Annotated in this window: 36 protein-coding genes; 15 read left to right on the forward strand and 21 right to left on the reverse strand. The window is 58.1% G+C overall.

Annotation, left to right across the window (positions count from 1 at the left end):
- The coding region (locus QZ517_RS10555) for a hypothetical protein (RefSeq protein WP_294226356.1) at positions 1 to 552 on the forward strand (552 nt) is incomplete at its 5' end.
- Between the two features lie 57 nt (positions 553 to 609).
- Here QZ517_RS10555 and QZ517_RS10560 read toward each other — a convergent pair.
- The 13 genes from QZ517_RS10560 to ffh all read right to left on the reverse strand — a co-directional run bounded on the left by QZ517_RS10560 (position 610) and on the right by ffh (position 8,815).
- Complete coding sequence (locus tag QZ517_RS10560; RefSeq protein ID WP_294226359.1) at positions 610 to 945, reverse strand: YegP family protein; 336 nt, start codon at positions 943 to 945, stop codon at positions 610 to 612.
- 72 nt (positions 946 to 1,017) lie between these two features.
- Positions 1,018 to 1,815 (reverse strand): tRNA (guanosine(37)-N1)-methyltransferase TrmD, encoded by a 798-nt coding sequence (gene trmD / locus QZ517_RS10565; RefSeq protein ID WP_294226362.1) that lies wholly within the window; start codon positions 1,813 to 1,815, stop codon positions 1,018 to 1,020.
- A 78-nt stretch (positions 1,816 to 1,893) separates the two neighbouring features.
- Positions 1,894 to 2,694, reverse strand: coding sequence for a hypothetical protein (locus QZ517_RS10570; RefSeq protein ID WP_294226365.1), 801 nt, complete (start codon positions 2,692 to 2,694; stop codon positions 1,894 to 1,896).
- 5 nt (positions 2,695 to 2,699) lie between these two features.
- The gene (gene rimM, locus QZ517_RS10575) at positions 2,700 to 3,218 is read right to left on the reverse strand and encodes a ribosome maturation factor RimM (protein ID WP_294226368.1); all 519 of its coding nucleotides are present in this window, start codon (positions 3,216 to 3,218) and stop codon (positions 2,700 to 2,702) included.
- Positions 3,219 to 3,297: 79 nt separating this feature from the next.
- On the reverse strand, positions 3,298 to 3,927 hold the full coding sequence (bluB, locus tag QZ517_RS10580; protein WP_294226370.1) for a 5,6-dimethylbenzimidazole synthase: 630 nt from the start codon (positions 3,925 to 3,927) through the stop codon (positions 3,298 to 3,300).
- Between the two features lie 17 nt (positions 3,928 to 3,944).
- Positions 3,945 to 4,310, reverse strand: a complete 366-nt coding sequence (gene rpsP / locus QZ517_RS10585) for a 30S ribosomal protein S16 (RefSeq protein ID WP_294226375.1) — start codon at positions 4,308 to 4,310, stop codon at positions 3,945 to 3,947.
- A 102-nt stretch (positions 4,311 to 4,412) separates the two neighbouring features.
- Positions 4,413 to 4,709, reverse strand: coding sequence for a chorismate mutase (locus QZ517_RS10590; protein ID WP_294226378.1), 297 nt, complete (start codon positions 4,707 to 4,709; stop codon positions 4,413 to 4,415).
- Entirely contained in the window at positions 4,702 to 5,307 is a 606-nt protein-coding gene (locus tag QZ517_RS10595; protein ID WP_294226381.1) for a GNAT family N-acetyltransferase, read from the reverse strand. The genes QZ517_RS10590 and QZ517_RS10595 overlap by 8 nt, the downstream gene beginning before the upstream one ends.
- Positions 5,307 to 5,828 (reverse strand): GNAT family N-acetyltransferase, encoded by a 522-nt coding sequence (locus QZ517_RS10600; RefSeq protein ID WP_294226384.1) that lies wholly within the window; start codon positions 5,826 to 5,828, stop codon positions 5,307 to 5,309. The genes QZ517_RS10595 and QZ517_RS10600 overlap by 1 nt, the downstream gene beginning before the upstream one ends.
- Positions 5,825 to 6,370, reverse strand: coding sequence for a GNAT family N-acetyltransferase (locus tag QZ517_RS10605; RefSeq protein WP_366766027.1), 546 nt, complete (start codon positions 6,368 to 6,370; stop codon positions 5,825 to 5,827). The genes QZ517_RS10600 and QZ517_RS10605 overlap by 4 nt, the downstream gene beginning before the upstream one ends.
- Positions 6,367 to 6,954, reverse strand: coding sequence for a GNAT family N-acetyltransferase (locus QZ517_RS10610; protein WP_294226389.1), 588 nt, complete (start codon positions 6,952 to 6,954; stop codon positions 6,367 to 6,369). Before QZ517_RS10610 ends, QZ517_RS10605 begins: the two co-directional genes overlap by 4 nt.
- Positions 6,954 to 7,289 (reverse strand): NIPSNAP family protein, encoded by a 336-nt coding sequence (locus QZ517_RS10615; RefSeq protein WP_294226392.1) that lies wholly within the window; start codon positions 7,287 to 7,289, stop codon positions 6,954 to 6,956. The genes QZ517_RS10610 and QZ517_RS10615 overlap by 1 nt, the downstream gene beginning before the upstream one ends.
- Positions 7,289 to 8,815 (reverse strand): signal recognition particle protein, encoded by a 1,527-nt coding sequence (ffh, locus tag QZ517_RS10620; RefSeq protein ID WP_294226395.1) that lies wholly within the window; start codon positions 8,813 to 8,815, stop codon positions 7,289 to 7,291. The genes QZ517_RS10615 and ffh overlap by 1 nt, the downstream gene beginning before the upstream one ends.
- Positions 8,816 to 9,099: 284 nt before the next feature.
- Here ffh and QZ517_RS10625 point away from each other — a divergent pair, with 284 nt between their 5' ends.
- Positions 9,100 to 9,555: a hypothetical protein gene (locus QZ517_RS10625; RefSeq protein WP_294226398.1), complete on the forward strand. Its 456-nt coding sequence runs from the start codon at positions 9,100 to 9,102 to the stop codon at positions 9,553 to 9,555.
- A 65-nt stretch (positions 9,556 to 9,620) separates the two neighbouring features.
- Positions 9,621 to 10,157 (forward strand): prolyl-tRNA synthetase associated domain-containing protein, encoded by a 537-nt coding sequence (locus QZ517_RS10630; RefSeq protein WP_294226401.1) that lies wholly within the window; start codon positions 9,621 to 9,623, stop codon positions 10,155 to 10,157.
- A gap of 42 nt (positions 10,158 to 10,199) precedes the next feature.
- Here QZ517_RS10630 and QZ517_RS10635 read toward each other — a convergent pair whose 3' ends face one another.
- Positions 10,200 to 10,745: an NAD(P)H-dependent oxidoreductase gene (locus QZ517_RS10635; RefSeq protein ID WP_294226404.1), complete on the reverse strand. Its 546-nt coding sequence runs from the start codon at positions 10,743 to 10,745 to the stop codon at positions 10,200 to 10,202.
- Between the two features lie 126 nt (positions 10,746 to 10,871).
- Between QZ517_RS10635 and QZ517_RS10640 the strand changes: the two genes are divergently transcribed.
- The 3 genes from QZ517_RS10640 (at position 10,872) to QZ517_RS10650 (ending at position 13,208) form a co-directional block, all read left to right on the forward strand.
- On the forward strand, positions 10,872 to 11,756 hold the full coding sequence (locus QZ517_RS10640) for a LysR family transcriptional regulator (protein ID WP_294226409.1): 885 nt from the start codon (positions 10,872 to 10,874) through the stop codon (positions 11,754 to 11,756).
- Positions 11,753 to 12,634, forward strand: coding sequence for a DMT family transporter (locus tag QZ517_RS10645; protein ID WP_294226411.1), 882 nt, complete (start codon positions 11,753 to 11,755; stop codon positions 12,632 to 12,634). Before QZ517_RS10640 ends, QZ517_RS10645 begins: the two co-directional genes overlap by 4 nt.
- A 73-nt stretch (positions 12,635 to 12,707) precedes the next feature.
- Positions 12,708 to 13,208 carry a ClbS/DfsB family four-helix bundle protein gene (locus tag QZ517_RS10650; protein ID WP_294226415.1) on the forward strand — a complete coding sequence of 167 codons (501 nt, stop codon included), beginning with the start codon at positions 12,708 to 12,710 and terminating at the stop codon, positions 13,206 to 13,208.
- Here QZ517_RS10650 and QZ517_RS10655 read toward each other — a convergent pair.
- Positions 13,174 to 13,521 carry a metalloregulator ArsR/SmtB family transcription factor gene (locus QZ517_RS10655; protein WP_294226418.1) on the reverse strand — a complete coding sequence of 116 codons (348 nt, stop codon included), beginning with the start codon at positions 13,519 to 13,521 and terminating at the stop codon, positions 13,174 to 13,176. The genes QZ517_RS10650 and QZ517_RS10655 overlap by 35 nt on opposite strands.
- Positions 13,522 to 13,938: 417 nt before the next feature.
- On the opposite strand from QZ517_RS10655, the gene QZ517_RS10660 reads away from it, so the two are divergent.
- The 7 genes from QZ517_RS10660 to QZ517_RS10690 all read left to right on the forward strand — a co-directional run bounded on the left by QZ517_RS10660 (position 13,939) and on the right by QZ517_RS10690 (position 18,126).
- Positions 13,939 to 14,829 carry a LysR substrate-binding domain-containing protein gene (locus QZ517_RS10660; RefSeq protein ID WP_294226421.1) on the forward strand — a complete coding sequence of 297 codons (891 nt, stop codon included), beginning with the start codon at positions 13,939 to 13,941 and terminating at the stop codon, positions 14,827 to 14,829.
- A gap of 210 nt (positions 14,830 to 15,039) precedes the next feature.
- Positions 15,040 to 15,369, forward strand: coding sequence for an AtpZ/AtpI family protein (locus QZ517_RS10665; protein WP_294226424.1), 330 nt, complete (start codon positions 15,040 to 15,042; stop codon positions 15,367 to 15,369).
- A 2-nt stretch (positions 15,370 to 15,371) separates the two neighbouring features.
- Positions 15,372 to 16,130 (forward strand): F0F1 ATP synthase subunit A, encoded by a 759-nt coding sequence (locus QZ517_RS10670; RefSeq protein ID WP_294226427.1) that lies wholly within the window; start codon positions 15,372 to 15,374, stop codon positions 16,128 to 16,130.
- Between the two features lie 55 nt (positions 16,131 to 16,185).
- A complete protein-coding gene (locus QZ517_RS10675; RefSeq protein WP_294226430.1) occupies positions 16,186 to 16,410 on the forward strand; it encodes a F0F1 ATP synthase subunit C in 225 nt (74 codons plus the stop codon).
- An 86-nt stretch (positions 16,411 to 16,496) separates the two neighbouring features.
- Entirely contained in the window at positions 16,497 to 17,039 is a 543-nt protein-coding gene (locus QZ517_RS10680) for a F0F1 ATP synthase subunit B' (RefSeq protein WP_294226433.1), read from the forward strand.
- A gap of 5 nt (positions 17,040 to 17,044) precedes the next feature.
- Positions 17,045 to 17,608, forward strand: coding sequence for a F0F1 ATP synthase subunit B (locus tag QZ517_RS10685; RefSeq protein ID WP_294226436.1), 564 nt, complete (start codon positions 17,045 to 17,047; stop codon positions 17,606 to 17,608).
- 134 nt (positions 17,609 to 17,742) lie between these two features.
- Positions 17,743 to 18,126: a hypothetical protein gene (locus QZ517_RS10690; protein ID WP_294226438.1), complete on the forward strand. Its 384-nt coding sequence runs from the start codon at positions 17,743 to 17,745 to the stop codon at positions 18,124 to 18,126.
- Between the two features lie 33 nt (positions 18,127 to 18,159).
- Here QZ517_RS10690 and QZ517_RS10695 read toward each other — a convergent pair whose 3' ends face one another.
- Together QZ517_RS10695 and QZ517_RS10700 are read right to left on the reverse strand one after the other, a co-directional pair.
- The gene (locus QZ517_RS10695; protein WP_294226441.1) at positions 18,160 to 18,591 is read right to left on the reverse strand and encodes a nuclear transport factor 2 family protein; all 432 of its coding nucleotides are present in this window, start codon (positions 18,589 to 18,591) and stop codon (positions 18,160 to 18,162) included.
- Positions 18,592 to 18,842: 251 nt separating this feature from the next.
- Positions 18,843 to 19,481 (reverse strand): ribonuclease T2, encoded by a 639-nt coding sequence (locus tag QZ517_RS10700; protein WP_294226444.1) that lies wholly within the window; start codon positions 19,479 to 19,481, stop codon positions 18,843 to 18,845.
- Between the two features lie 154 nt (positions 19,482 to 19,635).
- Here QZ517_RS10700 and QZ517_RS10705 point away from each other — a divergent pair, with 154 nt between their 5' ends.
- Positions 19,636 to 20,391 (forward strand): DUF1013 domain-containing protein, encoded by a 756-nt coding sequence (locus QZ517_RS10705; protein ID WP_294226447.1) that lies wholly within the window; start codon positions 19,636 to 19,638, stop codon positions 20,389 to 20,391.
- Positions 20,392 to 20,457: 66 nt separating this feature from the next.
- Here QZ517_RS10705 and recR read toward each other — a convergent pair whose 3' ends face one another.
- From recR to QZ517_RS10720, 3 genes are all read right to left on the reverse strand, one after another.
- Positions 20,458 to 21,048 (reverse strand): recombination mediator RecR, encoded by a 591-nt coding sequence (gene recR, locus QZ517_RS10710; RefSeq protein ID WP_294226450.1) that lies wholly within the window; start codon positions 21,046 to 21,048, stop codon positions 20,458 to 20,460.
- A gap of 67 nt (positions 21,049 to 21,115) precedes the next feature.
- Positions 21,116 to 21,460 (reverse strand): YbaB/EbfC family nucleoid-associated protein, encoded by a 345-nt coding sequence (locus QZ517_RS10715; protein ID WP_294226454.1) that lies wholly within the window; start codon positions 21,458 to 21,460, stop codon positions 21,116 to 21,118.
- Between the two features lie 101 nt (positions 21,461 to 21,561).
- Complete coding sequence (locus QZ517_RS10720; protein WP_294226457.1) at positions 21,562 to 23,343, reverse strand: DNA polymerase III subunit gamma/tau; 1,782 nt, start codon at positions 23,341 to 23,343, stop codon at positions 21,562 to 21,564.
- 161 nt (positions 23,344 to 23,504) lie between these two features.
- Here QZ517_RS10720 and QZ517_RS10725 point away from each other — a divergent pair, with 161 nt between their 5' ends.
- The gene (locus tag QZ517_RS10725) at positions 23,505 to 23,993 is read left to right on the forward strand and encodes a protein-tyrosine phosphatase family protein (protein ID WP_294226458.1); all 489 of its coding nucleotides are present in this window, start codon (positions 23,505 to 23,507) and stop codon (positions 23,991 to 23,993) included.
- On the opposite strand, the gene QZ517_RS10730 is transcribed toward QZ517_RS10725, so the two are convergent.
- A complete protein-coding gene (locus tag QZ517_RS10730; protein WP_294226465.1) occupies positions 23,990 to 24,394 on the reverse strand; it encodes a helix-turn-helix domain-containing protein in 405 nt (134 codons plus the stop codon). The two genes, QZ517_RS10725 and QZ517_RS10730, sit on opposite strands and share 4 nt — an antisense overlap.
- Between the last annotated feature and the right edge of the window lie 88 nt (positions 24,395 to 24,482).

The raw sequence follows: 24,482 nt of genomic DNA on the forward strand, positions 1-24,482 counted from the left end.
ATGCTGCGCGGCACACTGGCGGGGGATGCGTTTGAGGTGACTGGACCGCAATTGGAAGCCGCGTTGATTGCCGTGGTGCGCAGTGGCACGGACAAGCGTGCAGGGAAGGCCGCAGAAGGATTGTTGAAACTTTGGCAGGAGCACCCGGTGGGGAGAAATCACACGTTGCGGGCGGAGCTGTTGGCGCACCCAAGTCTGCGCACAAAGGTATGGGCGGATCAAAGTTTGCGGCTGGCCTATGACATAGAGAGTGTTGATCAGTTTCGGCAGTCCGCCGTGCGCATTGTGGAGCAAGTGCCGGAAGCTCACCAAGCGCGGGCGTTTTACTTGGTGTCTCGGCTGGACAAAAATGCCTTTGTCCACGTGCTGCAAGAGAGACTGCGGGACCGGGGATATTACCGTGGCCGGACCAACGGCTATCTGACTCACCGCACCATTCAGGCGCTCACGCGGTTTTGCCAAGATGCAGGGATACAGGATGCGTGCCGAATGGGGCCGCTGCGGTCCACCGTGATCAAAGTTGTCGCGGCGGAACTTGTCAGCGCACAATAGCACAACAAAAAACGCCAGGGACAAGCCCCGGCGTTTCTCAAGACCAGTCAGTGACACTTAGTCGTCGAGTTCGACCACAGCGGCCTCTGGGGCGTTGCGCATTACGCTTTCGATGCCGTTGTCACGGCCTGAGGCGCTTGTGTAGCTCTGAGAAGTGCCCACAACCTGACCGTTGGTGGCTTTCAGGTTGAACATGAACTTGCCTGATGCGGTTTCTTTACGCTCGTAGCGCGCATCTTCACCGGCGTTTTTCTTTACGGATTCAATGCCGTTCTCGCAGCTGGCTTTCTGCTTATAGCCTTCGGAAGCGAGGATGTTTTCGCCGTTGCCTGCTTTCAGGCGGAAACGGAATTCACCAGCTTTGTCAGTGTAGAGCTCGAATTTGGCGGCCATGTCTGTGGTCCCTGTGCAAAATTACTATGCGCGAACAAAAACATGGACAGGGGCGGTCGTGCAAGGACTTGGTTAATTGTCCTCGTCGCCTTCAAGAGCAGCCCACATATCCGGACGGCGCGCCTTGGTGATGTCTTCGGACATCTCACGGCGCCATTTTTCGATGTTGCCGTGATGGCCAGACGTCAACACATCCGGGATTTTGTGGCCCTGCCACTCTGCAGGCTTGGTGTATTGCGGGTGCTCCAGCAGGCCGTTGGAGTGGCTTTCTTCTTCGATGCTGTCGGCATTGCCGAGCACGGAGGGCAGCAGGCGTACGGAGGCGTCGATCATCGCTTGCGCGGCAATTTCGCCGCCAGTGAGGACAAAATCCCCAAGGCTGACTTCCTGAATGTTGTAGTGATCCAGCACACGCTGATCGACACCTTCAAAGCGGCCGCAAAGCATGGTGATGCCGTCCGCTTGGGACCAGTCACGGGCCATTTTTTGATCAAAGCGGCGTCCGCGTGGGGATAGGTAGACCAGCGGCCAGTTGCCGCGCGCGCCGCGCATGGTGTGCTCAATCGCGGGGCCAAGCACGTCGGGGCGCAGCACCATGCCGGCGCCGCCACCGGCAGGCGTGTCATCGACATTGCGGTGCTTGGTCAGGCCAAAGTCGCGCAGGTTGGTGGTTTCCAGTTGCCATTTGCCATCTTTGAGCGCTTTGCCGGTCAGGCTTTCGCCCAAGACGCCCGGGAACGCATCTGGAAACAGTGTGATGATGCGCGCCGACCAGATTTTGGCGAGGCGTGGATTGTGTGTGACAAGCTCGCGCGGTTTAAACGATGCGGCGATGGACAGGCGGCCATGGGATTTGGGTTTGTCAGACATGGGCGGGCCTTCCTGAGATCACGGGTTGGGCTGGTCTGTGGCGCAAAATGCGGGGCGGGTCCAGTGAAAACAGGGCGGTTAGGCCTCGAAGCAGTTTTCCATCCAGATGCGCCGGGCCGCAACTTTGGCGTCACGCACATCTTTGTTGGACATGTCGGATTGGTTGGCTTCCAGGTAGAGGTCTTGCAGCTCTTTGGGGTCCTTGGGGTTGGCCTGCGCGGATGGTTTGAGGCTGGCAAGCACATCGGATGGTAGGTCCAAAGCCGCGAGCAGAGGTGACATCGGGCCAAGCGGTTGAGACTTGCTGTCCTCAAGTGGCGCGCGGATGAGAGGCACATTGCCAATCTGTGCTTCCACGCGGTCTGCGATGGCGTTGAGGTCGGCGGAGTCTGTGTAGGCCTGTTGATAGACTTCCCACGGGTCGGTCATGCGGATCACCCGCAAGTGTTGCGCGTAGCAGCTTTTGAGCCAGCTTTCTGGGGCCCGCAGGGACAGCATGACGCGCAGATCCGTGTCGGGGCCAAGAGTTTCCAGCGTGGTCATGGTCAGCGCGCGCATCAGGATTGGGGCGGCGGTGTAGCTGGTGAGACCTTCACGACCGGGCATGTGGCCGCAGAGGTCTTCGGAGCTGATCACAACGGGGCGCGGGTCTGACGCATCGAGCGTCTTGAGGTATTTGTGCAGACGCATGCAAAAGCGGCGCAATTTGTCTGTGGACCGGTCCGCGGAGAAGTCCCGTGCGGCGTTCACCACAGGGGCGATGTCATTAAAAAGGACAATGCGGATATGCGGTTCAAGCAGCGCGCGATTGTGTTGCAGGCCGTATTGCAGGCTGGTGGTGCCGGTTTTGTGAAAACCACTGTGGATCAAGAGGCGCATGGCGATCAGTCAAACAAGCCTTCTGGAGGGTCCGCGATGATGCGGCCAGCGCCAATGTCCACCGTGGGAATGACGGCCATGGTGAAAGGCACAAGCACGGTTTCCGAACGGTTGGGGGACTTTACTTCAAGAAGGTCGGTGGCGCCGTGGTTTTGCACGGATTTCACAGACCCCAGGACATTGCCTCCGGTGTCGCGCACCTCAAGGCCAACCAGATCGGTGTAGTAGTATTCATCGTCAGCGGCGTCTGGCAGACGATCGCGGGGCACAAAAAGTTTCACCCCTTTGAGGGCATCAGCCTGTTCCTTGGTGGCGATGCCGGAGAGTCGTACCGCAAGGCCGTTTTTGATGCCGCGGATGATCTCGATGGTGAATTCAAAGGCGCCGTCCTCGGTGAGTAGGGGGGCGTAATCTTCCAGCGCATCTACCTCGGTGGTGAAGCTTTTGAGGCGGACGTCACCGTGCACACCGTATGCGCCACCAATGGCGGCAACGCAGATGAGATCAGAAGGGGTATCGCTCATGGTGGCGGCCTTTGCTTTGCTTGAGCCTGTTTTCCATGATTGCGCGGCGGGGCGCAAGGGTGGGCAGGGGGCAGCTGCGTTAGCGTGACTGGATTGGCAGGGATTTGTCACGGTCTTCCCAACCAACTTTGGCCAGTTCCGGCGTGTCAGATTGGGTTTCGGGATAGCCGACGCAGAGATAGGCGACCAAAGACCAATCGGTGGGCACGTCGAGGTCGCGGTTGAGCTGATCTGGATCCAGGATCGACACCCAGCCAACCCCGAGCCCAAAGCTGCGGGCGGTGAGCCAGAATTGGGTGATCGCGCCAACCACGGAATAGCGGCGTGTTTCCGGCATGGTGGCGGCGCCAAGGCCGGCGCCTTTGGGCGTGGCATCGTCGCAGTAGATCGCCAGCTGCACGGGGGATTCTTTCATGCCGGAGAGTTTGAGGTTTGCGTAGATTGCCGCGCGGTCGCCGTCGTAGCCTTTTAGGGCTTCAGCATTGGCGGCTTCAAAATTGGCAAGGGCGGCGGCGCGGGCTTGATCGCTTTCAATGCGGATCACGCGCCAAGGTTCTGACAGGCCCACAGACGGGGCCAGCAGGAACGTGTCGAGGCACTCCCGAAGAAGTGCCTCGTCCACCGGATCGGTGCGGAAGCGGCGCACGTCGCGCCGCCACTGCATGAGCCGTTGCAGATCGTCCCGAAACTCTGATGTGAAATCGGTCATTTCGGGACAGATCCGTCTTACTCTTCAGCGGCTGCTTCGGAAGCTTCTGCTGCTTTCGCGGCTTTCTCTTCAGCGCGTTCCTGGGCTTTTTTGCCAGGCTCAGCCTTCTTAGGGTTGGCGCGCTCTTTCTTGGCAACAACACCGGCAGCTTCCAGGAAACGGGACACACGATCAGTAGGCTGTGCGCCTTCGTTCAGCCAGTACTGAATGCGTTCCATGTCCAGCTTTACGCGCTCTTCGCTGTCTTTTGGCAGCAGTGGGTTGTAAGTGCCGAGCTTCTCGATGAAGCGGCCGTCACGTGGCATGCGGGAGTCCGCAGCTACAACACGGTAGAAAGGGCGTTTTTTGGAACCGCCGCGGGCGAGACGAATTTTCATAGCCATGGGTGTATCTCCTATAATGGCGTGTGCACCGGGGTGCATGAGTGTGCACCAGTGCGGTGCGGGTTGGTGTCGAAGAACAGGGCAGCCCTGTCCAACGGTTTGTTATTCCTGATGTTTCTTGTGGTGCTGAATGACCTCAGCAATGATGAAATTCAGGAAATTCTTGGCAAACTCGGGATCCAGATTGGCCCGTTTTGCAAGATCTTCAAGACGTGCGATCTGTTTCGCTTCGCGATCCGGATCGGACGGGGGAAGGTCGTGGGTGGCTTTCAGTTTGCCAACAGCCTGCGTGTGTTTGAACCGCTCGCCCAAGGTATAGACAAGGATCGCATCGAGGCGGTCGATGCTTTCGCGGTGCTCTTTGAGCACCTCTGCGGCGCGGGAAGCTGCGTCAGTCAAGGGCGTAGCCTTTCGGTTTGAACATCGGGTCGGCGTAGTGGCTGATTTCCATCTCGATGGCGTCGCCAATCTGAGAGGTGGCCAGCGTTTCGGGGGCGGGGTGGCGGTAGACCACATCATGCCCGTCCACCGAGGGAGCGGATTTGTCTTTGACCGCGCCGAGACGCTCAGCGAGGCGGATCGAGTCGAGGTTTTTTGGGTCGATGTAAGACACCGCCCCGTCCCAGCCAAGATCGGTGTAGAAATGACGGCGCACCGCGTGGGTGGCCTCAAGCGCGTAGCCATGGCCGGCTTTTTCAGGCCAGATAATCCAGGCAATTTCACGCTCTGGCCATTTAGCAGGGAACCAGCCGCCTGCCATGCCGAGGGTTTCGTCGGTTGCTTTGTCGTGGATCATCCACATGCCGTAACCGCGAATGTTCCAGTGACCAATTTCGGCCGCATACAGCATCCATGTTTCATACGCATTCAAAGGGCCACCCATGAAGCGGGAACGATACGACGCAAAGGTGGCCTTGAAGTTTGGATAATCCTCGGGCTCGGGGCCGCGCAGGATCAGGCGTTTGGTTTCAAGGGTAGGGATCGTCTTACTGGGCATCAGGCGGCCTCCGCTTTGCTGTGGCGGTAGATGTGGCACGCGTTTCCAAGAACTTCGCCGTCACGCTCATAGCTGGCACCAAGGCGTTTGGCCAAGGTGACGGAGCGGGTGTTCGCAGGGGCGATGTAGCTGATTGGCGCAGGGATGCCGAAGTTGGCTGCGCCATAGGATTTGGCCGCGGCGGCAGCTTCATAGGCGTAGCCTTGGCCTTCGTGGCCGTTGAACACATGCCAGCCCAGTTCCGCCTCGTCCCAGCCTTCGGGGTTCAGAAAGCCAACGCCGCCAATGGGGGCATCGGTGACTTTGTCTGCCACCAGCCACATGCCATAGCCACGTAGCGCCCAATGGCCCAGGGCACCGGAGATTACCCGCCAACTTTCGGCGCGATTTTTAGGCCCGCCCACAAACGCGCTGCGCTCATCCGCAAAGAATGTAGCGATCACATCGAGATCGCTCTCGCGGTGGCCGCGCAGGCGCAGGCGGTCTGTTTCGATCTCGGGGATGGTCAAGGAGAGGCTCATGCGTAGGCCTCCATTCCACCGTTTTCAAGATCATCCGGACCAGGGTGGCGCCAGATTTGTGCGGTGCCGTATTTGCTTTCAAATGTGCGCTCAAGTGTTGCGCCCAGACGTTTGGCCACCGCCTGGGAGGCGGTGTTTTCTGGCAGGGTCAGCGAGATCGCGGTGGACCAGCCCAGCACATCATAGGCGTAAGCGCGCGCGGACAGCGCAGCCTCAGTGGCGTAGCCCTTGCCTGTGGCGTGGTTCATCAGGGTCCAGCCAATTTCCGGCTCGTCATAGCCTAATGGCATCCACGGGCCAGCGCGGCCGACATAGGTGCCAGTGGCTTTCTCTTCCAAAGCCCACATGCCGTAGCCGCGCAGCGCCCAATGACCCATCATCATCGAGATGTAGCGCCAGACGTCGCCGGCATCTTTTGGTCCACCGACCATTTTGGAGGCGTCGGTTTGAAAGAACTCGATCTCAGAGGCAATATCGCTTTCGCGATGGGCACGTAGGATCAGGCGTTCGGTTTCAAGCTGGGGCACGTCGTAGCGCATCATGTATACGCCTCCAACTGGTGCCGCCAAACCTGTACCGGCTCGGCAAACAATTCTTCGCTTTGGGTGTCACGCGTTGCGCCCAGGCGTTCGGCGACGGCAGCGGCGGATGTGTTGGCCGGGTCGATGTAGCTGACCAGAGACAGAAGCTCCTGTTGACCGAGACCAAAATCTCGCACAGCCTCAGCGGCCTCGGTGGCGTAGCCTTTGCCCTCGGCCTCTTCCGCGAGGAAGTATCCGAGTTCATGTTCTTGATCGCCAAATTCCATGCCCAAGCCAACAAAGCCCAAAACCGCACCGGTGTCGCGTTTCACGATGGCGAAATAACCCACGCCCCGCAGCATCCAGCCGCTCACACACTGGGTGAACTCGGACCAGGCCTCGTCGCGATCAAACGGGCCGTCCATGTAGGCGGCACGGTCGCTGCACAGGATGGCATGGAAGGTGTCAAAATCCGTGAGGCGGATCGGGCGCAAGGTCAGGCGCGGGGTTTCCAGGATGGGCACACACATTTCCATCTGCGTCGCCATTGCGGCGGCAGTTCTGGTGGCCGGAGCCTCCCAGGGATATGTGGTGCTAAGGGTCATCAGAACGCGTCCAACGCCTCGATCGGCGCGGCGTCGAGCACCGGGCGGGTGAAAGTCCGGTCATAGCGACGGATGCAGCCGGTTTTCTGCGCAAATGCAAACGCCTTCTGGCACTCAGGGTCATCCATCGAAGCGGTGCGATAGGCTTCATACGCCGCCAGAGACGGATAAGAGAACATCGCATAAGCGACGTCGCTGGCGCCTTCAGAGGGCAGCCAATAGCCGTGATGCGTGCCGCCCATCCGGTTGACCAGACCAATCCAAACCTTGGAATAGGCCTCAAAGGCCGCAACCTGATTGGGGTCGATTTCGTATGTGAGGGTGCAGGTGATCATTATTTCTTTTTCCCAAAGCCGGACAGCCCAGGGGGCAGGCCCATACCGCCGCCCATGCCACCAAGGCCGCCGGGAAGGCCACCTTTGCCGCCAAGCGCCTTGGCCGCGGCTTCAAGCTGTTTTGGGTCCATCTGGGAGGGGTCCATGTTGGCCATGTCGGCGCCGCCTTTGCCGCCAACCATGCCTTTCATGGCTTGCTTCAGCATGCCGCCTTTGCCCATTTTGCCCATCTTCTTCATCATGTCGCCCATCTGGCGCTGCATCTTCAGAAGTTTGTTGAGGTCCGAGACCTCCATGCCGGAGCCTTTGGCGATGCGCTTTTTGCGCGAGGCTTGCAAGAGCTGCGGGTTGGCGCGTTCCTTTTTGGTCATGGATTGGATCATGGCGACTTGGCGCACAATCATACGGTCATCAAAGCCCGCGTCTTGAACCTGCTTGGCCATTTTGCCCATGCCGGGAAGCATGCCCATCATGCCTTCCATGCCGCCCATTTTCTGCATCTGCTCAAGCTGCATCTTCATGTCGTTCATGTTGAAGCGGCCTTTTTGGAAGCGCTTCATCATTTTCTCGGCTTGTTCAGCCTCGATGGTTTCCTGGGCCTTCTCAACCAGCGCCACAATGTCGCCCATGCCCAAGATGCGGCCTGCAACCCGGTCCGCCTCAAAGGTTTCGAGGGCGTCCATCTTTTCGCCCAAGCCGACAAATTTGATTGGTTTGCCAGTCACAGCGCGCATCGATAGGGCCGCACCGCCACGGCCATCACCATCCATCCGGGTCAGGACCACGCCGGAGATGCCGATTTTGCCGTCAAACTCTTCGGCCACTTCCACAGCAACCTGACCAGTGAGGCCATCGACCACGAGCAGTGTTTCACGTGGGTTGACCACGTCACGCACGTCTTCGACCTCTTTCATGAGGACTTCGTCGATCTGCAAACGACCAGCGGTATCCAGCATGTAGACGTCGTAGCCGCCCAAGGTGGCCTGTTGCTTGGCGCGTTTGGCAATTTGTACAGCGGATTCGCCAGCCACAATCGGGAGCGTGTCGACGCCGATCTGGGTGCCAAGCACCTGAAGCTGTTGCATCGCGGCCGGGCGGTAGATGTCGAGCGAGGCCATCAGCACGCGCTTGCCGTCTTTCTCGGTCAGGCGTTTGGCGAGCTTACCGGTGGTGGTGGTTTTACCTGAGCCTTGCAGGCCCACCATCAGGATTGGCGCGGGTGGGCTGTCGATTTTCAAGGCGCCGGGTTCGGCGTTCTCATCACCCGCAAGCACGTCTTTCAACGTGTCGTGCACAATTTTCACAACCTGCTGACCCGGGGTCACAGACTTGGTGACGGACTGACCGGTGGCTTTTTCCTGCACGGCTTTGACAAAGTCGCGGGCGACGGGCAGTGAAACGTCGGCTTCCAGAAGGGCAACGCGCACTTCGCGCAGGGCTGTTTTGACGTCGTCCTCAGACAGGGCACCTTGTTTGGTGAGGCGATCAAAGACCCCGGAGAGGCGTTCGCTTAGATTTTCAAACATCGCTACCGGTTCCTTATCACCGTTTCAAACATGGCCCGAACATAGGTACGAACCGCCCATACGCCAATGTCCCCCATGGGCGCGACGCGCTGATGGGGGGCGATCCCGGCATTAAGCCTAGGACCGGAAGTTTGACGGACTCCCGGAAGTGCTGCGCGTTTACGCCTGTGGTGGGGAAGAGTCAACAGGGGAAGGCCGGTGCGCCTCTGTCGCATTGAGCTCCATATTGTGCTACGCACCTTTGGGTTGATTTTTTTTGGTCTTTTTTCTTGGGGGATATTTCTTTGGCTACGGTTTGGACTTTGGATGAAGATAAGCTGATCACGCAACTTGAGCGCCCGGTAAAAGATTTGCAGGACCTCGGGATACCAAACGCGGCGCAAATTGTAGAGGATCTGCCTGAAGGCGAACGTCAGATTCTGACGGTTCAATCTTACACCATGATTGGGGCCAATTGGCGCGCTAGCAGCGCCGACCCGAATGCACAGTGCCAACCGCATATCCAGCTGCGTGGCACGCCGTCGCCGTCGTCTAAGGTGACCAACGGATACATTCGGTTTGTGGACGTTCAGGTGCTTCGGACGCCGAGCTACAGCGCACGACACAAGCAAATCAATCTCTTCATGGATTACCGTGCCATGCCGCAGATACTGGAACAGTTACAACATGCGCAGCGATATCTTTGGGTCGGACACTTTGCAAATGGGCACATATACGGCGACCTGCACAGCGCGCCCTGAAGTCCCGACTATACCTTGCATCGCAGGAAAAGCTTTGTCAGTAGGGCGGGCAAGGAGGGCCACGAATGGACGCATCATCACAGTTTCAAGGCACGCTGCCGGTGAGTTCGGACGCGCTTTTGGCGCAGCTTGAAGACTGGGGGCTGGGCTATGTGCTGCACGAGCATGTGCCGCTGCGCACGGTGGAGGAGGCCAAGTCTGTCGAAGAGGCGATGGCTGTGCCCGGAGAGAAAGCGTTTCGTGTCAAAAACCTGTATCTGCGCGACAAGAAGAAGCGCAATTACCTGGTGACGCTGGAGCAGGATCGGGAGATTGATCTGAAAGCCCTGGGCAAGCAGTTGGGCGTTGGCGGGTTGTCGTTTGGCTCGGCAGATCGGCTGATGCAGAATCTAGGCATTCGTCCCGGCGCGGTGACGCCTTTGGCGATGATCACCGGGGCGGAGAGTGGCGTGCGGTTCTTTGTCGATGGTGCAGTGAAAGAGGCCGAGAAGATCTACATGCATCCGCTGGTGAATGACCGCACCGTGGCGATGAATGTCAGCGATCTATGGGTCTTCTTTGAGAAATTGGGTGTGGCCCCGGAAGTGTTGGAATTTACCTGAAGGGGGTAAGGCGCACGACATGCCGTGCGCCTTACCAGTAACTTAGGCGGCTTTGGCAGCCACTTCAGCACCGTCATTGTTCAGGACGGTCACATCCGTGATGCCCAAGAATCCCAGCACAAAGCGCAAGTAGCCGGAGGCGAAGTCGATGTCGGAGCCAATTTCGGTGCCGCCCGACGCCAAGGTGATCACAACTTTTTTGCCTTCGAGCAGACCTTTGGGGCCAGTGTCGGAATAGGCAAACGTCACGCCAACGCGGGCGATTTGGTCAATCCAGGCTTTCAGCGATGCCGGGATGGAGAAGTTGTAGATGGGGGCTCCGATCACGATGGTGTCAGCGGCCTGAAGCTCTGCGACCAGCGTGTCAGATGTTTCAAGAGCGGCTTTTTGGTCCTCGGTGCGGGCCTCTGGTGGTGTGAAAGTCGCCTGAGCAAACCCTTCGTTCAGGAAGGGCAGGGTGGTTTCGGAGAGATCGCGGCGGATCACGTGGGTGGGATTTTGTTTCTCTACCAAGGCGGCCGAGGCGCTGCGCGAGGCGGAGTCGGTGAAACGGGCGGAGCTGTCGATGTGCAAAACTGTGTGGGTCATTGGTCTATGTCCTTGAGTGGCTGTGTCTGCGATTGAGAGGAAGATGGGCTATTGCAATTTCACACACAATCGCAACTAATGCGCATGAGATGTTTAAAAATGCACAAAGCGGCTTGAGGGCGAATTATGAAAAACTGGGATGAGGTGCGCACAGCGTTTCAGGTGGCGCAGCAAGGCACGGTGAGTGGGGCAGCCGAGGTGCTTGGCGTGCACCACGCGACGGTGATCCGGCATATTGATGCCTTGGAGGCGCAGTTGGGTGTGAAGTTGTTTCAACGCCATGCGCGCGGGTATACGGCCACGGAGGCTGGTGAAGACCTGATGCGAGTGGCGCAAACTACTGACGACCAGTTTGGGCAGCTGGAAGGTCGCATCAAAGGGCGTGGCGCGGATGTGTCCGGGGAATTGGTGGTGACGGCGCTGGGCGGGTTTGCCCCGTTGGTGGCGCCAATTTTGGCGGACTTTCAGGCGGCACACCCGGATTTGCTGGTGCGGTTTCTGACTGGCGACCGGGTGTTCCGACTGGAATATGGCGAGGCGCATGTGGCCATTCGGGCGGGAGACGGCGAGGTGCAGCCGGACAATGTGGTGCAAAAGCTCGCGCAGTTGCCAGCCGGGCTTTACGCCGCAGACCGGTACATTGAGACATATGGGGCGCCAAAAGATGAGGCGGACCTGGTGAACCACCGCTTTGTTGGGCATGATAATCCAGACAGCCGTGCGCCGTTCTATCAGTGGTTGAAGACACAAGTGCCGCGGGAGAATGTGGTGTTCCGATCAACGTCGGATCGGGCTGTTGCCGCTGCGATCCGGGAAGGTGCGGGGCTTGGGTTCCTACCGGTTTGGGATGTGGCCGAGGGGGAGCCACTGACCCAGGTGCTGGCGCCAAAGCAGGAGTGGGACATCAACGTGCGCCTGATCACCCACGTTGATTTGCACCGCACCACCAAGGTTCAGACTTTTTTGAGTTTCCTGAAAGAGCGTGCGCAGGATTGGATCACCGCAAAATGAGTCTGCATCTGCGCGGCCATTTGGCCATGTTGCTGTTCTCCGCGTTGGTGGCCGGCTCGTTTTCGCTTGGATCGATGAGTGCCAACGCGGTGGAACCTGCGGCGCTCAACGCGGTGCGGTTTCTGATTGCGGCGTGTGTGATTGGCGTGGCGGCTATGGCTACGAAGGGATTACCGAGGTCCGCGTGGCGGGCACCTTGGCGGTACATTATCCTTGGTGGGCTGTTTGCGGGCTATTTTGTGCTGATGTTTGAGGGGTTGAAGACGGCGCACCCTGTCAGCACGGCGGCGGTGTTTACATTGACGCCTCTGATGTCGGCGGGGTTTGGCTGGGCCTTGCTGCGCCAGATCACAACCAAGCGCATGTTTGTTGCACTGGGCATTGGTGGCGTGGGGGCGTTGTGGGTGATTTTCCGGGCGGATTGGCAGGCGTTTCTGCGCTTTGAGGTTGGGCAGGGGGAAATCTATTATTTCTGGGGCTGCATGTTGCACGCGGTCTATACGCCAATGGTGCGTAAACTGAACCGCGGCGAGGCTCCGGTGGTTTTCACGTTTGGCACGTTGATTGCCGGGTTGGTGATCCTGACCGGAGTGGGATGGCGAGACCTGTGGACAACGGAGTGGCTTAGCCTGGAGCCGCTGGTGTGGGGCACCATTGTCTATTTGGCGGTGTTTGCCTCCGCGACAACCTTTGTTTTGTTGCAGTTTGCGACATTACATCTGCCCAGTGCCAAAGTCATGGCATATACGTATCTGGTGCCAAGCTGGGTGATCCTTTGGGAGATTGGCCTGGGGCATGGGGCACCCAGTGGGTATGTGCTGATTGGGATTGGTTTGACCTGTGTGGCATTGTGGATGTTGCTTGAAAATGAAGGCTAAGTTTTTTGCCACGCATGACAGGTGTCAAAGATGAATTGCGTGTGTTGAGCTATCCTAAGGCGGGAGGATTGTTATGCCTGCAGCTACTACCAAAATGGATTTGTTGGCCGTTGCCGACAAGGAATTTGCCAAGCTTCAAAAGGTGATTGAAACGGTGCCAGTAGAGATGGCGCTCATTCAGTACGAAGACAACTGGAGCATTCGCGATGTGTTGATACATCGCGCGCATTGGATTGACTTGTTTTTGGGATGGTATGCGGATGGGCAGGCGGGCAAACTCGTGGAGTTTCCGGCGCCCGGATTTAAGTGGAACCAACTCAAGGCATATAACGCAGCCCTATTAGGGCAGCACCAAGATGTGGATTGGGATACCGCTAAGGCTGGTTTTGAGGCTGCGCACAAGCGCTGGCACGGGCTAGTGGACGGTCTTGATCAAGACGCGCTGTATGCAAAGCCGATGAAGGGTGGCAACAACAACTGGACCACGGGACGCTGGGCAGAGGCAGCGGCCTCGTCACACTACCGATCTGCAGCGAAGTTTATTCGGGCGTGTCTGCGCCAGGCGGCGGCGTAAGTTCCGTTTCGAGGAACCGCTCAAACGCATCCAGATTGACGGGCTCAAATTGGCCAAACCCCTGCATCCAGACGGAAGCCGCGCGCATGGCGTCAGGTTGCAGTTTGCACCATTTCACGCGCCCGCGCTTTTCTTGTGCAATCAGGCCGGCTTTGGTCAGGATCACCAAGTGTTTGGAAATGGCGGCAAGAGAGATGTCAAACGGCTCTGCCACGTCAGTGACCGCCATGTCGTCTTCCAACAACATATTCAGGATCGTCCGACGGGTGGGGTCGGCGAGGGCAGAGAAGACGGTATCGAGCGCGTTGGACATGTGTACTCTCCTAGCGGTTTGAGGCCGTAGGGGGAAGAGATCACAGGTAGGGGTGTCTTTGACGTCGGATGCCCTTTGAGGTGGGATCTGCCGGCCAATGATCGATACCTGCGTCACGCGCAAGGCGGGCATTGGGGATTGGCTCCTGCGGCGCTTGCCAGAACACCATCTTTTGCACCAAGACAGTTCTAACGCGCCCCCAGAACCGAGGGGTGTGAGTTGGGGATGTGTCCGATAAAGTCATGTCTGTGGCTCCCATAACGACTGCTTCTCCGAAATAAGTGAGGCCACGGCGTAAGAAAATTGCCAAGAGTGCACTCAACCTGTGCGAAAAAGGCACGCATAGGGCGATGAAACCCGTGTAGGTTAGTTGGACGGCGCTTGTGCGGAGAGCCGTCGGAAATTGGGAGAGTTGATATGTCAGCGCGTTTGCCACCATTAAATGCGCTCAAAGCGTTTGAAGTTGCTGGGCGGTACGAGAATTTCAGTCGGGCCGCCAAAGAGCTGGGCGTCAGTCACTCTGCGATCAGTCGGCATGTGCGCGGATTGGAGCACCAATTGGGGGTGGCGCTGTTTCGCGATCTGCCAAGAGGGGTGGAATTGACTGCGGAAGGCCGTGCGTATCTGAGCAAGGCAAGCGCAGGGCTGGAGTTGATTGCACAGGCAACAGAGGAGTTGGCGGGGCCGGTGCGTGGGCGCATTGTGGTGAGCTGTGAGCCCAGGTTTGCAAGATCTGTTCTTGTGCCGTTGCTGTCAGAGTTTTATGCGCGACATCCTGAAGTGGATGTGAGGTTGGAGTCCTCGCGCACGCTTGTAGACGTGGAACACTATGAGGCTGACATTGCCTTGCGGTTTGCAGCGCACGGGCACTTAGACGTGCCATCCGATTTGGTGAGCAATCTTCCGATGTATGTCTATGCGGCTCCGGACCTGCGCCCGGAAGGCTGGAGCGACGTATCGCAATTGCTGGAGTACCGCCGTTTTCGGGATCGCAACGCAGATGTGTGGCGCCTTTGGGCGGAGGCACAGGGGCTGGGTGGGGATGTGTGGAGCTTGGCCGGATGGCGGCTGCAGGCAGAGCTGGCGTATGAGGCATGCTTATGTGGTCACGGGGTGTATCTTGGAGGCTCTGATTGCGCGGATCGGGATGTGGCGGCCGGTCGCTTGATCCGGTGCTTCGATTTTCCCCTGCATGATGGTGCCATTTGCCTGATTATGGGCGCGCAGGCTGAGCGAAAGAAAGCGGCTCGATTGTTTCGAAGCTGGGTGTTGGAAGCGACACAAAGTTTTCGCGTGGACGTCGCCTAAAAACAAACATCAACCAAATGGTTGAATATGGTGGGCCGCTGAATTGCCAGTGTCCCGAGGTTGGATCGGCGTGTTTGCTCGAGCGACGTTGGGGGATAAATCCTTTAAATTCAGTCTACTGATGGGATTTCCTCTGCACGGTTTCCCCTGTTGACTCATGACGTGCTGCACCGTAGCAATGCGCCAACGTTAGCGAGGGGTAAATTGCGCGTGAGCGAGGCCGACCACAAAGACCAGATGAAGCGTCTGGAGGAGCGGATCGCAGGAGCTAAAAAAGCTCTGGACCCAAAACCCCGTGCTGATGAGCACTATTCGGGGGCCAATTTGGCCTGGCGGATGGTCATCGAAATGGTTTCCGGTCTTGGGATCGGATTTGGCATCGGATACGGGCTGGACAGCCTGTTCGGGACAATCCCGATCTTTCTGGTGCTGTTTACAATGCTTGGTCTGGCCGCTGGCGTCAAAACGATGCTCAACAGCGCTAAAGAGATCGAAGAGAAACAAGTGGCTGAGGCCGCTGAGAGAGACGAGAGGGATTGAACGTGGCAAGCGAAGCACACGGCGCAGAAGACGGCGGCCTGGTATTCCATCCGATGGACCAGTTTAACATCAAACCTTTGTTTGGTGGCGATCACATCGGCCTGTTCACCATCACCAATGCCACCCTTTGGATGGCACTGGCGGTTGTAGCCGTGGTCGCATTGATGGTGATCGGCACCCGCCGTCGTGCCATCGTGCCAAGCCGCAGCCAATCCATTGGCGAACTGGCGTATGGCTTCGTCTACAAGATGGTCGAAGACGTTGCCGGCAAAGACGCCGTGAAGTTCTTCCCATACATCATGACCCTGTTCATGTTCATCGTGTCTGCCAACTTCCTTGGCCTGCTGCCGATGAGCTTTGCCACAACCTCGCATTTTGCGGTGACAGTTGTGTTGGCGCTTGCTGTTTTCCTGACCGTGACCGTGGTTGGCTTTGTCAAAAACGGTGCAGCCTTTTTGGGTCTGTTCTGGGTGTCCAGCGCACCTTTGGCGCTGCGTCCCGTCCTGGCTCTGATCGAAGTCATCAGCTACTTCGTGCGCCCCGTTAGCCACAGCATTCGTCTGGCAGGCAACGTGATGGCTGGCCACGCGGTTTTGAAAGTTTTCGCAGGCTTCGCTGCTATCGCAGTTGTTAGCCCGCTGTCTGTGGTGGCGATCACCGCAATGTATGGTCTTGAGGTCCTGGTGGCCTTCATTCAGGCCTACGTCTTTACCATTCTGACCTGTGTGTATCTGAAAGATGCGCTGCATCCTTCGCACTAAGGTCCTCAGAAGCTCTACTCTATCTATTAACTTCCAATCGTAAGGAGATACCCACATGGAAGGTCAACTCGCACACATCGGCGCAGGTCTCGCAGCAATCGGTTCCGGCGCAGCCGCTATCGGTGTTGGTAACGTGGCAGGCAACTTCCTGTCCGGCGCACTGCGCAACCCTTCTGCAGCTGCTGGTCAGACTGCAACTCTCTTCATCGGCATCGCATTTGCAGAAGCACTGGGCATCTTCTCGTTCCTGGTTGCTCTGCTGCTGATGTTCGCCGTCTAAGCCTACGGAACCATCCTTACGTGCGGGTGCGGGCGCACAAGCTTGCGCCCCGCCCGTAACCCAACGGAAGTTCCCAGGAGGACGACATGGCGAGTACATCGACCGACGCCACAAGCCACGCCGCAGAGGCCGCCTCTGCACCGGGCATGCCACAGCTCGATTTCTCGAACTGGGGCAACCAGATTTTCTGGCTTTTGATCACACTGGTTGTGATCTATTTCGTCCTGTCGCGCATCGCGCTGCCGCGCATTGCCGCGGTTCTGGCGGAGCGTCAGGGGACCATTACAAATGACATCGCCGCAGCTGAAGAGCTGAAGGCGAAGGCCGTGGAAGCGGAAGAGGCTTACAACAAAGCCCTCGCCGACGCCAAAGTTGAGGCAGCGCGCATCGTTGCTGAAGCCAAAGCGGAAATCCAGGCTGACCTGAACGTGGCCACCGACAAGGCGGACGCAAGTATTGCAGCAAAGGCTGCCGAGTCGGAGAAGGCAATTGCCAACATCCGTGCCGGTGCGCTGGAAAGCATCAAAGACGTGGCCAACACCACCACTGTTGAATTGGTTTCTGCCCTTGGTGGCACAGCCAAAGACGCAGATGTGGCAAAAGCCGTTGATGCACAGATGAAGGGCTAAGACACATGCGTAAACTGACCACAGTTGCAGCTGTCATGGCGCTGAGCGCCACCCCGGCGCTGGCCGCAAGCGGCCCGTTTTTCTCGCTGAAGAACACCAACTTCATCGTGACACTGGGTTTCCTCCTATTTATCGCGGTCCTGCTGTACTTCAAAGTGCCGTCCATTCTGGCTGGCATGCTGGATAAGCGCGCAGACGACATCAAATCTGAACTGGACGAAGCCCGCGCTCTGCGTGAGGAAGCCCAGACGGTTCTGGCGTCTTATGAGCGCAAACAGAAAGAAGTTCAGGAGCAAGCTGCCCGTATTGTTGAGCACGCCAAAAGCGAAGCTCAAGCGGCTGCAGATCAGGCAAAAAGCGATTTGGAAGCTTCTATTGCGCGCCGCTTGGCCGCTGCGGAAGACCAGATTGCCTCGGCAGAAGCCGCGGCCGTCAAGGAAGTGCGTGATCAGGCGATTGGTGTCGCCATCAGCGCAGCCCGTGACGTGATTTCTCAGCAGATGACAGCGGCGCAAGCCAACAAACTGATCGAAGCTGGTATCACTGAAGTAGACGCCAAGCTGCACTAAGCTTGCCGTCTGTCTGAACAAGTTTAAGAAAACCCGGTCCTGAATGGGCCGGGTTTTCTGCATTTTTGCCGCCTTTCAGCCGCATTCTCATGGTGTTTCTCTCATCAACAGAGACACGACCTGGGAGTTTTGAGATGTATAAGGTGGCACTTTTTCTGGTTATCGCCGCAGCCACGGGCTGCTCCGGCGGCACCACCAAGGTTTCAACCAAATCTGCAGCATTGGAACCCGGTGAGGTGTTTTGGGCCAAAAACCAACTGGCTGTTCAAACGGCCATGCCTGGCGTTGCGCGATTTCAGAAGTTTGAGATCATGGCGCTGAGCAATGGTGACCGGGTTTATTGTGGCGAGATGAGCGCTGTGTCGCGCGCAGGCATCTCTGAGGGCTTTGTGCCGTTTTACATGCGTCGTAGCGCAGGCGCTGTAAAAGCGGTCAATACCAGTCAGGATAGTGCCGACTTTTCTGCGAAGAAATGCGCAGAGGCCAGAAGCGGCGCCCTGCGCATCAATAAGGTATAGCGCCTACTCCAGTATGGCTTGGGAGTTGGAGATTTACGGCGCTTCGCCCTCGGGGTAGGCGCCGCCGTTTTTCTGGCTGGACGCGGCTGCGGATGCGTGGCGATGCATCCATTTCCAGCCCTGAGGTGTGTCGACCAAAGAGACGGTCCAACGAATGGGTACCACAAGGTCCTGCCCACCGGCGTTCAGGTGAATGCGTAGGCTACAGGCAACTGTGGCCGCGGATCCATGGACAGAAATGTCAGTCCAGCCCCATTCAAACTGAGATGCAGTGGCCTCGGCGAAATTTCGGTCAAACACGTCCCGTATTTGGGCGCGACCGGAGCACAACTCATCCGCGCCAGTGCCGATAAGAGAAATGCTCTCACCCTCTACAAATAAGTTCATCAACCCGTCGGTATCCTTGGCGCAATAGGCGCGGGCGTACTCCTCCAGCGTGTCAAATACCGCTTGTTTGGCGTCCATGGTGTCTCTCATCCCTGTTTCTGCGTTCACGTGTGAGCGTACACAGGTTTGCAAAAAGAGGGAGGTTTTTTGAACTAAGGGCAATGTGCGCCATAGTTAGAGGCAGCAACACCGGGATGTGCACACGATGATGTACCGACAAAACCCCATTGAATGGCTCATTGCAACCGTTGACGATGCTGTCGTGGCCGACAGTTAAAGCGGCCACGCCAAAGGTTATCAGAGTGTAAGGTTCCGAACCTTTCCGGGAGTCAGCGTACAGGATCAAAGCGCGCGTTTGACAGCGTGCAATCCTTGATTACGTCCCGGCCACAAGGCACCGGTGTCAGATCCTTGGAGAGACACACACGGGCTTCCTGAATGAAGCTGTCACGGCAGGTGATGGTCAGCATGTCTGGTTCCAACTGTGGGTTGGCTTTCAAGAAAGCATCCTCAACCACCGAGGCAGGCAGTTTTACGGTCTTGTCCAGTTTGCGGAACACCGCGGGGCGGGTGACACTCTCATAAGCTTTGCGGGCCGTGGCGAAATAATCCTCGCCTGACAAGCCAGAACATTTGCCATGTTTCTTCCACTGGTACCAAGCCAGGCCGGACGTGCCCATAATGTCAGCCATAGAGTTTGTCACATGGCGCGGCGGATTGCGCTCCGATGTGACGCAGTGATCTGGCCAGCCACGGTGGTACTGTGGCCAGAGGCCGTGCATGACCCAGCCAAAGTCTTCGCTGTCGTCACATTGCGGGCTGCCTTTGGCGTCACCCTCAATGGCGCACCAATTGGGGGACCAACTTAAGGCCAGTACGTAATAATCAAACTCCCCGGCCTTATCCCCTTCGGCAATCACTTGCCCAGAAACCAACAGGGCAAGGGCCATACCCAGCAATGAACGCATTCACTCTTTCCTTTTTTGTTCAGCCGCACTATATCGGGCTCAAGTTCCCCTACAACGGAAACCCGCACCAGACCATCGGTGCCGTCTGACAAAAGTCAGACGACGGGAAATCTGTATCCTTTTTCGGGGGAAAAACGTCGTAAGGAGTAGAGATATGGCCAAGCTGCTGCACCCCAAAGCCACCGCCGTCTGGCTGGTGGACAACACCACAATCAGCTTCAAACAGATCGCTGATTTTGTTGGCATGCACGAGCTGGAAATTCAGGGCATTGCCGATGGCGATGTGGCCACTGGTGTGAAAGGCTTTGACCCGATCACCAACAACCAGCTGGTTCAAGCCGACATCGATGCGGCGGAAAACAACCCGTTGGCGAAGCTGAAGCTCAAGTTCAACGCGGCTGCGTCCGGCGAAGAGAAGCGCCGTGGCCCACGCTACACCCCGCTGTCCAAGCGCCAGGACCGTCCTGCGTCGATCCTGTGGCTCGTAAAGTTCCACCCGGAGCTGTCTGACGGTCAGGTGAGCAAGCTGGTGGGCACCACCAAGCCAACCATTCAGGCGATTCGTGAGCGCACCCACTGGAACATTGCCAACATTCAGCCAATCGATCCGGTTGCCCTGGGCCTGTGTAAACAGTCTGAGTTGGATGCTGCGGTTCAGAAAGCGGCCGCAAAACGCGCAGCCGAAGGCGTTGTGATGTCCGATGATGAGCGACGTAAGCTGGTCTCCACCGAACAGTCGCTGGAGATGGATGCGGAGCCGAAGATGCCAAGCTCGATTGAGGGTCTGGAGACCTTCTCTCTGTCGGACGACGATGAAGACGAGAGCGAAAAACGTTCCGATGCTGACTTCTCGGATGCTGACAGCTTCTTCAATCTGCCTGGTGGCGATGAGGAAGAGCAGCCGCGCTAAGCGCTGCACTGGTGCAAGATTGGAGGCCGCGCTTACCCAGCGCGGCCTTTTGCGTTTTGGGGGCGGTTAGAGGGTTTTGCGGGCCGTTAGGGCTGCGCTGATGGTGCCCTCGTCGAGGTAATCCAGCTCTCCGCCGACCGGCACGCCTTGGGCGAGGGATGTCAGGCGCACCTGTTCTTCCAACTGATCGGCAATGTAGTGCGCGGTGGTCTGGCCATCTACGGTGGCGTTGAGCGCCAGGATGACTTCAGAGATACCCTCGCTGACCACACGGTCCATCAAGCGGGGGATAGAGAGTTCCTCCGGGCCCACACCTTCCAGAGCGGAAAGGGTGCCGCCCAGCACGTGGTAGCGGCCGTCAAACACCTGTGCGCGTTCCATGGCCCAGAGGTCGGCCACGTCCTCGACCACACACAGCACGCCGGTGGCGCGTTTCTCAGAGGCACAGATGTCGCAAATGTCAGAGGTGCCCACGTTGCCGCAATTCAGGCATTCGCGCGCGGTGGCGGCGACCTGTAACATGGCGTCAGAAAGGGGCGTGAGTAGCAGCGCGCGCTTGCGGATTAGGTGCAGCACAGCACGCCGGGCAGAGCGCGGGCCAAGCCCCGGGAGCTTGGCCATCAAGTCAATTAGGGTATCAATTTCAGAACTGCTCATGTCCGGGCCTTTTCTGGCAACCATTTGGACTGGTTATAGCAAGAACCAACCCGGAACACACGTTCTCTTAGAACGGCAGTTTCATGTCCGCTGGCAGGCCCAGATCCGAAGTGATTTTGCCAAGCTCTTCTTGGGAGCGGTCGTTGGCTTTGGTCTGGGCGTCTTTGATTGCGGCGAGGATCAGGTCTTCGACCACTTCTTTGTCGTCGCCATTGAAGATCGATGGGTCGATGTCCAGGGCTTTCAACTCGCCTTTGGCAGAGGCGGTGGCTTTCACGAGGCCGGCACCACTTTCGCCGACAACCATGATGTTGTGCAGCTCGTCCTGCATCTCGGTCATCTTGGATTGCATTTCCTGGGCTTTTTTCATCATGCCGGCCATGTCGCCGAGATTGCCGAGTCCTTTGAGCATTGGTGTTCTCCTGAGTGTGTTTGCTTGCCGTCTAGATACGGTTCAGATGGCTTACAAACAAGGGTGTCCGGCCGAATTGAGTCATTCCTCAATAAGAAGACTTACTCCTCAAACGGGTCCCATTCGTCCTCAACCTCGGGCAGCGCCTCGGCAAGGGCTTCGTTGGCCAATTCGCGGCGGGACTTGATCTCTTTGATCTTGGACTTGGGAAAGGCTTCCATGACCGCCTGCACCAACGGGTGGCCAAGTGCTTGTTCGCGCATTTCGTTTTTGGCAGCATCCCGGATTTCAGCAATCGAGGGCGCGCCGCCTTCGTTGACTAGGATCACGGCCCAACGAGTGCCGGTCCAACGTTGCAGCTGGCTCCCCAGCTTCTGAGACAGATCGTTGGGCGCGCCGGGGGCGGGCACAAATTCAATGCGGCCAGGTTGGTAATTGGCAAGGCGCACATATTCTTCGACATGCACCCGCAGCACGCCGTCGCGGCGTTGACGGATCAGTTCCACCACGTGTTCAAAGGTTGGGTATTTGGCCAAGGCCGCGTCGTTTTGCACTGCGAGGGCTGTGACAGCGCCGCCGCCTGCATGGGCAGTTGGTGCGCCATGCATTGGGCCGCTGCCGCTGCCCATAGGGCCGCCTTGAGCATTGGTGCCGCCACTCGCGCCGGGACCACCTCCATAGCCGCTGCCACCGCCGTTGGGCTGAGGTGGCGGTTGGGGGGTGTCTTTTAGCTTACGGACCAGCTCTTCGGGGCTGGGCAGGTCAGCCACGTGTGTGAGGCGGATGATCGCCATTTCTGCGGCCATCATGGCATTGGGGGCTGCGGCCACTTCTTCCAGCGCTTTCAGCAACATCTGCCACATGCGGGTGAGGACGCGCATTGGCAGGTCAGTGGCCATGGCTTGGCCGCGGGCGCGTTCGTCCGGGCTGACGGTGGGGTCTTCGGCGGCTTCTGGGGTGATTTTTACGACGGAGACCCAGTGGGTGATCTCGGCCAGATCGCGCAGGACGGCCATCGGGTCTGCGCCATCTGCGTATTGTGAGGACAGCTCGCTCAACGCGCCGCCGGCGTCACCGCGCAGGATCATGTCAAACAGGTCCAGCACGCGGCCGCGATCTGCCAGACCCAGCATGGCGCGGACCTGATCTGCGGTGGTTTGGCCGGCACCGTGGGAAATGGCTTGGTCCAACAGCGAGGTGGCATCCCGGGCGGAGCCTTCGGCTGCGCGGGTGATCAGCGCAAGTGCGTCATCGGCTATATCGGCGCCTTCGGATGTGGCGATGCGGTTGAGCAGGCCGATCATGTCTTCGGGCTCAATCCGGCGCAGATCAAAGCGTTGGCAGCGCGACAGCACAGTCACCGGGACTTTGCGAATCTCGGTGGTCGCGAAGATGAATTTTACATGCGCGGGCGGTTCCTCAAGCGTCTTCAGCAGCGCGTTGAACGCGCTGGTGGACAGCATGTGTACCTCATCGATGATGTAGATCTTGTAGCGCGCAGAGGCGGCGCGGTAGTGCACGGAATCGATGATTTCGCGGATGTCGTTCACACCGGTGCGAGAGGCGGCGTCCATCTCCATCACATCGACGTGGCGGCCTTCCATGATCGCTTTGCAGTGCTCACAGACGCCACAGGGTTCAGTGGTGGGGCCGGAGCCACCGTCGGGGCCAATGCAGTTCATGCCTTTGGCGATGATCCGCGCGGTGGTGGTTTTGCCAGTACCGCGGATGCCGGTCATTACAAAGGCTTGTGCAATCCGGTCCGCCTCAAAGGCGTTTTTCAGAGTGCGGACCATGGCGTCTTGCCCAACCAAATCCACAAAGGTTTCGGGGCGATATTTGCGCGCGAGAACCTGATAGACGGTGTCGGGAGTATCAGTCATGGCCATCCTGAAAGTTGCGGGACCGAAGATTCGACTGGTCCCTGTGCGTGGTCTGGCGCAGGTTAAGCGGGCTGAGGCGGCGCGTCCACCGGATATGCGGTCTTACGGCTTGGGATGCGCGCCGCAACGAGCGCTTGCGCGCCAGCAATTGAGGGCTTGCTTTGGGGTTTGAAATTTTTGCGTTGGATGTCGAGCGTGGCGTGTTGGCGTTGTCTCCAGTTCCGGGAGGCGGGGGAGATTTGGCTGCAGACGTTGCTGCCATTGACGCCTGGGGGGGCACGCTGGTGATCAGCGCGACTGAGCAGGAGGAGATGGCCACTTTGGGTGCAGGGGATCTGCCGGATGTGCTGCGCGGGGCCGGTGTTGTCTGGGTTCATTTCCCGATCCAGGATTTTGGCGTGCCTGAGCGCGCGGTAGAGGCGCGGTGGGTCGAGGTGTCGAAATTGGCGCATCAGCATCTGGAGACCGGTGGGCACGTATTGGTACATTGCAGAGGTGGCTGTGGCAGGTCTGGAATGCTTGTGCTGCGCTTGATGGTTGAGGCTGGGCGCGCGCCGGAAGAGGCATTGGCCCAGTTGCGCAGGGTGCGTGCTTGCGCAGTGGAGACAGATGCGCAGATGGATTGGGCGACTGGCGGCAACCAGCTTTAGGGTGCGTGTTTGGCTTTGGCCCGGCGTGCAGATTGTTGTTGCGTGTAGACTGCGCCAACCTGCGTCTTGTGGCTTTGTGCCCAGCCGTGCAGCAGAGCGATGGGTTCCACAAACGCCTGACCCAGCGGCGTCAGTGAGTATTCCACATGGGGTGGAATCACATCAAACACCTGTCTGTTGACGATCCCCCACTGCTCCAGATTGCGCAGGGTTTGGGTCAGCATTTTTTTGGACAGACCTTCCAATCGGCGCAACAACTCACCGGGACGTTGAGGGCCGCGCGACAGCAGATAGATCAGGCCGGGCACCCATTTGTCTGACAGGATTTCGAAAGTTTGGCGCGTCGCACATTTCAGATCGTAGTCATCGCGGCTGATGGTGAGGGGCGAAGTTTTTTCCATGGTTACCTCAGGGTGCCTAGTTGCCATTTTGATCCTAGATAACACATTGCTTGTGAGACTGACAGATAACTGGAAAGGAACAGATCAT

Source organism: uncultured Shimia sp. (assembly GCF_913054185.1).
In the GTDB taxonomy this organism is placed as follows: Bacteria; Pseudomonadota; Alphaproteobacteria; order Rhodobacterales; family Rhodobacteraceae; genus Shimia.

Bases quoted from the DNA above. Each gene is read 5' to 3' on its own strand.
- QZ517_RS10715 (WP_294226454.1), bottom strand. From the start codon at position 21,460: ATGCTCAAAGGACTCGGCAATCTCGGCGACATGGCCGGCATGATGAAA.
- QZ517_RS10705 (WP_294226447.1), top strand. From the start codon at position 19,636: ATGGCCAAGCTGCTGCACCCCAAAGCCACCGCCGTCTGGCTGGTGGAC.
- QZ517_RS10610 (WP_294226389.1), bottom strand. From the start codon at position 6,954: ATGACCCTTAGCACCACATATCCCTGGGAGGCTCCGGCCACCAGAACT.
- QZ517_RS10595 (WP_294226381.1), bottom strand. From the start codon at position 5,307: ATGCCCAGTAAGACGATCCCTACCCTTGAAACCAAACGCCTGATCCTG.
- rpsP (WP_294226375.1), bottom strand. From the start codon at position 4,310: ATGGCTATGAAAATTCGTCTCGCCCGCGGCGGTTCCAAAAAACGCCCT.
- QZ517_RS10645 (WP_294226411.1), top strand. From the start codon at position 11,753: ATGAGTCTGCATCTGCGCGGCCATTTGGCCATGTTGCTGTTCTCCGCG.
- QZ517_RS10695 (WP_294226441.1), bottom strand. From the start codon at position 18,591: ATGGACGCCAAACAAGCGGTATTTGACACGCTGGAGGAGTACGCCCGC.
- QZ517_RS10690 (WP_294226438.1), top strand. From the start codon at position 17,743: ATGTATAAGGTGGCACTTTTTCTGGTTATCGCCGCAGCCACGGGCTGC.
- QZ517_RS10600 (WP_294226384.1), bottom strand. From the start codon at position 5,828: ATGAGCCTCTCCTTGACCATCCCCGAGATCGAAACAGACCGCCTGCGC.
- QZ517_RS10660 (WP_294226421.1), top strand. From the start codon at position 13,939: ATGTCAGCGCGTTTGCCACCATTAAATGCGCTCAAAGCGTTTGAAGTT.
- recR (WP_294226450.1), bottom strand. From the start codon at position 21,048: ATGAGCAGTTCTGAAATTGATACCCTAATTGACTTGATGGCCAAGCTC.
- QZ517_RS10560 (WP_294226359.1), bottom strand. From the start codon at position 945: ATGGCCGCCAAATTCGAGCTCTACACTGACAAAGCTGGTGAATTCCGT.
- QZ517_RS10685 (WP_294226436.1), top strand. From the start codon at position 17,045: ATGCGTAAACTGACCACAGTTGCAGCTGTCATGGCGCTGAGCGCCACC.
- QZ517_RS10570 (WP_294226365.1), bottom strand. From the start codon at position 2,694: ATGCGCCTCTTGATCCACAGTGGTTTTCACAAAACCGGCACCACCAGC.
- QZ517_RS10680 (WP_294226433.1), top strand. From the start codon at position 16,497: ATGGCGAGTACATCGACCGACGCCACAAGCCACGCCGCAGAGGCCGCC.
- QZ517_RS10615 (WP_294226392.1), bottom strand. From the start codon at position 7,289: ATGATCACCTGCACCCTCACATACGAAATCGACCCCAATCAGGTTGCG.
- QZ517_RS10635 (WP_294226404.1), bottom strand. From the start codon at position 10,745: ATGACCCACACAGTTTTGCACATCGACAGCTCCGCCCGTTTCACCGAC.
- QZ517_RS10700 (WP_294226444.1), bottom strand. From the start codon at position 19,481: ATGCGTTCATTGCTGGGTATGGCCCTTGCCCTGTTGGTTTCTGGGCAA.
- QZ517_RS10675 (WP_294226430.1), top strand. From the start codon at position 16,186: ATGGAAGGTCAACTCGCACACATCGGCGCAGGTCTCGCAGCAATCGGT.
- trmD (WP_294226362.1), bottom strand. From the start codon at position 1,815: ATGTCTGACAAACCCAAATCCCATGGCCGCCTGTCCATCGCCGCATCG.
- QZ517_RS10655 (WP_294226418.1), bottom strand. From the start codon at position 13,521: ATGTCCAACGCGCTCGATACCGTCTTCTCTGCCCTCGCCGACCCCACC.
- QZ517_RS10650 (WP_294226415.1), top strand. From the start codon at position 12,708: ATGCCTGCAGCTACTACCAAAATGGATTTGTTGGCCGTTGCCGACAAG.
- QZ517_RS10640 (WP_294226409.1), top strand. From the start codon at position 10,872: ATGAAAAACTGGGATGAGGTGCGCACAGCGTTTCAGGTGGCGCAGCAA.
- QZ517_RS10720 (WP_294226457.1), bottom strand. From the start codon at position 23,343: ATGACTGATACTCCCGACACCGTCTATCAGGTTCTCGCGCGCAAATAT.
- QZ517_RS10730 (WP_294226465.1), bottom strand. From the start codon at position 24,394: ATGGAAAAAACTTCGCCCCTCACCATCAGCCGCGATGACTACGATCTG.
- rimM (WP_294226368.1), bottom strand. From the start codon at position 3,218: ATGAGCGATACCCCTTCTGATCTCATCTGCGTTGCCGCCATTGGTGGC.
- QZ517_RS10630 (WP_294226401.1), top strand. From the start codon at position 9,621: ATGGACGCATCATCACAGTTTCAAGGCACGCTGCCGGTGAGTTCGGAC.
- bluB (WP_294226370.1), bottom strand. From the start codon at position 3,927: ATGACCGATTTCACATCAGAGTTTCGGGACGATCTGCAACGGCTCATG.
- ffh (WP_294226395.1), bottom strand. From the start codon at position 8,815: ATGTTTGAAAATCTAAGCGAACGCCTCTCCGGGGTCTTTGATCGCCTC.
- QZ517_RS10605 (WP_366766027.1), bottom strand. From the start codon at position 6,370: ATGATGCGCTACGACGTGCCCCAGCTTGAAACCGAACGCCTGATCCTA.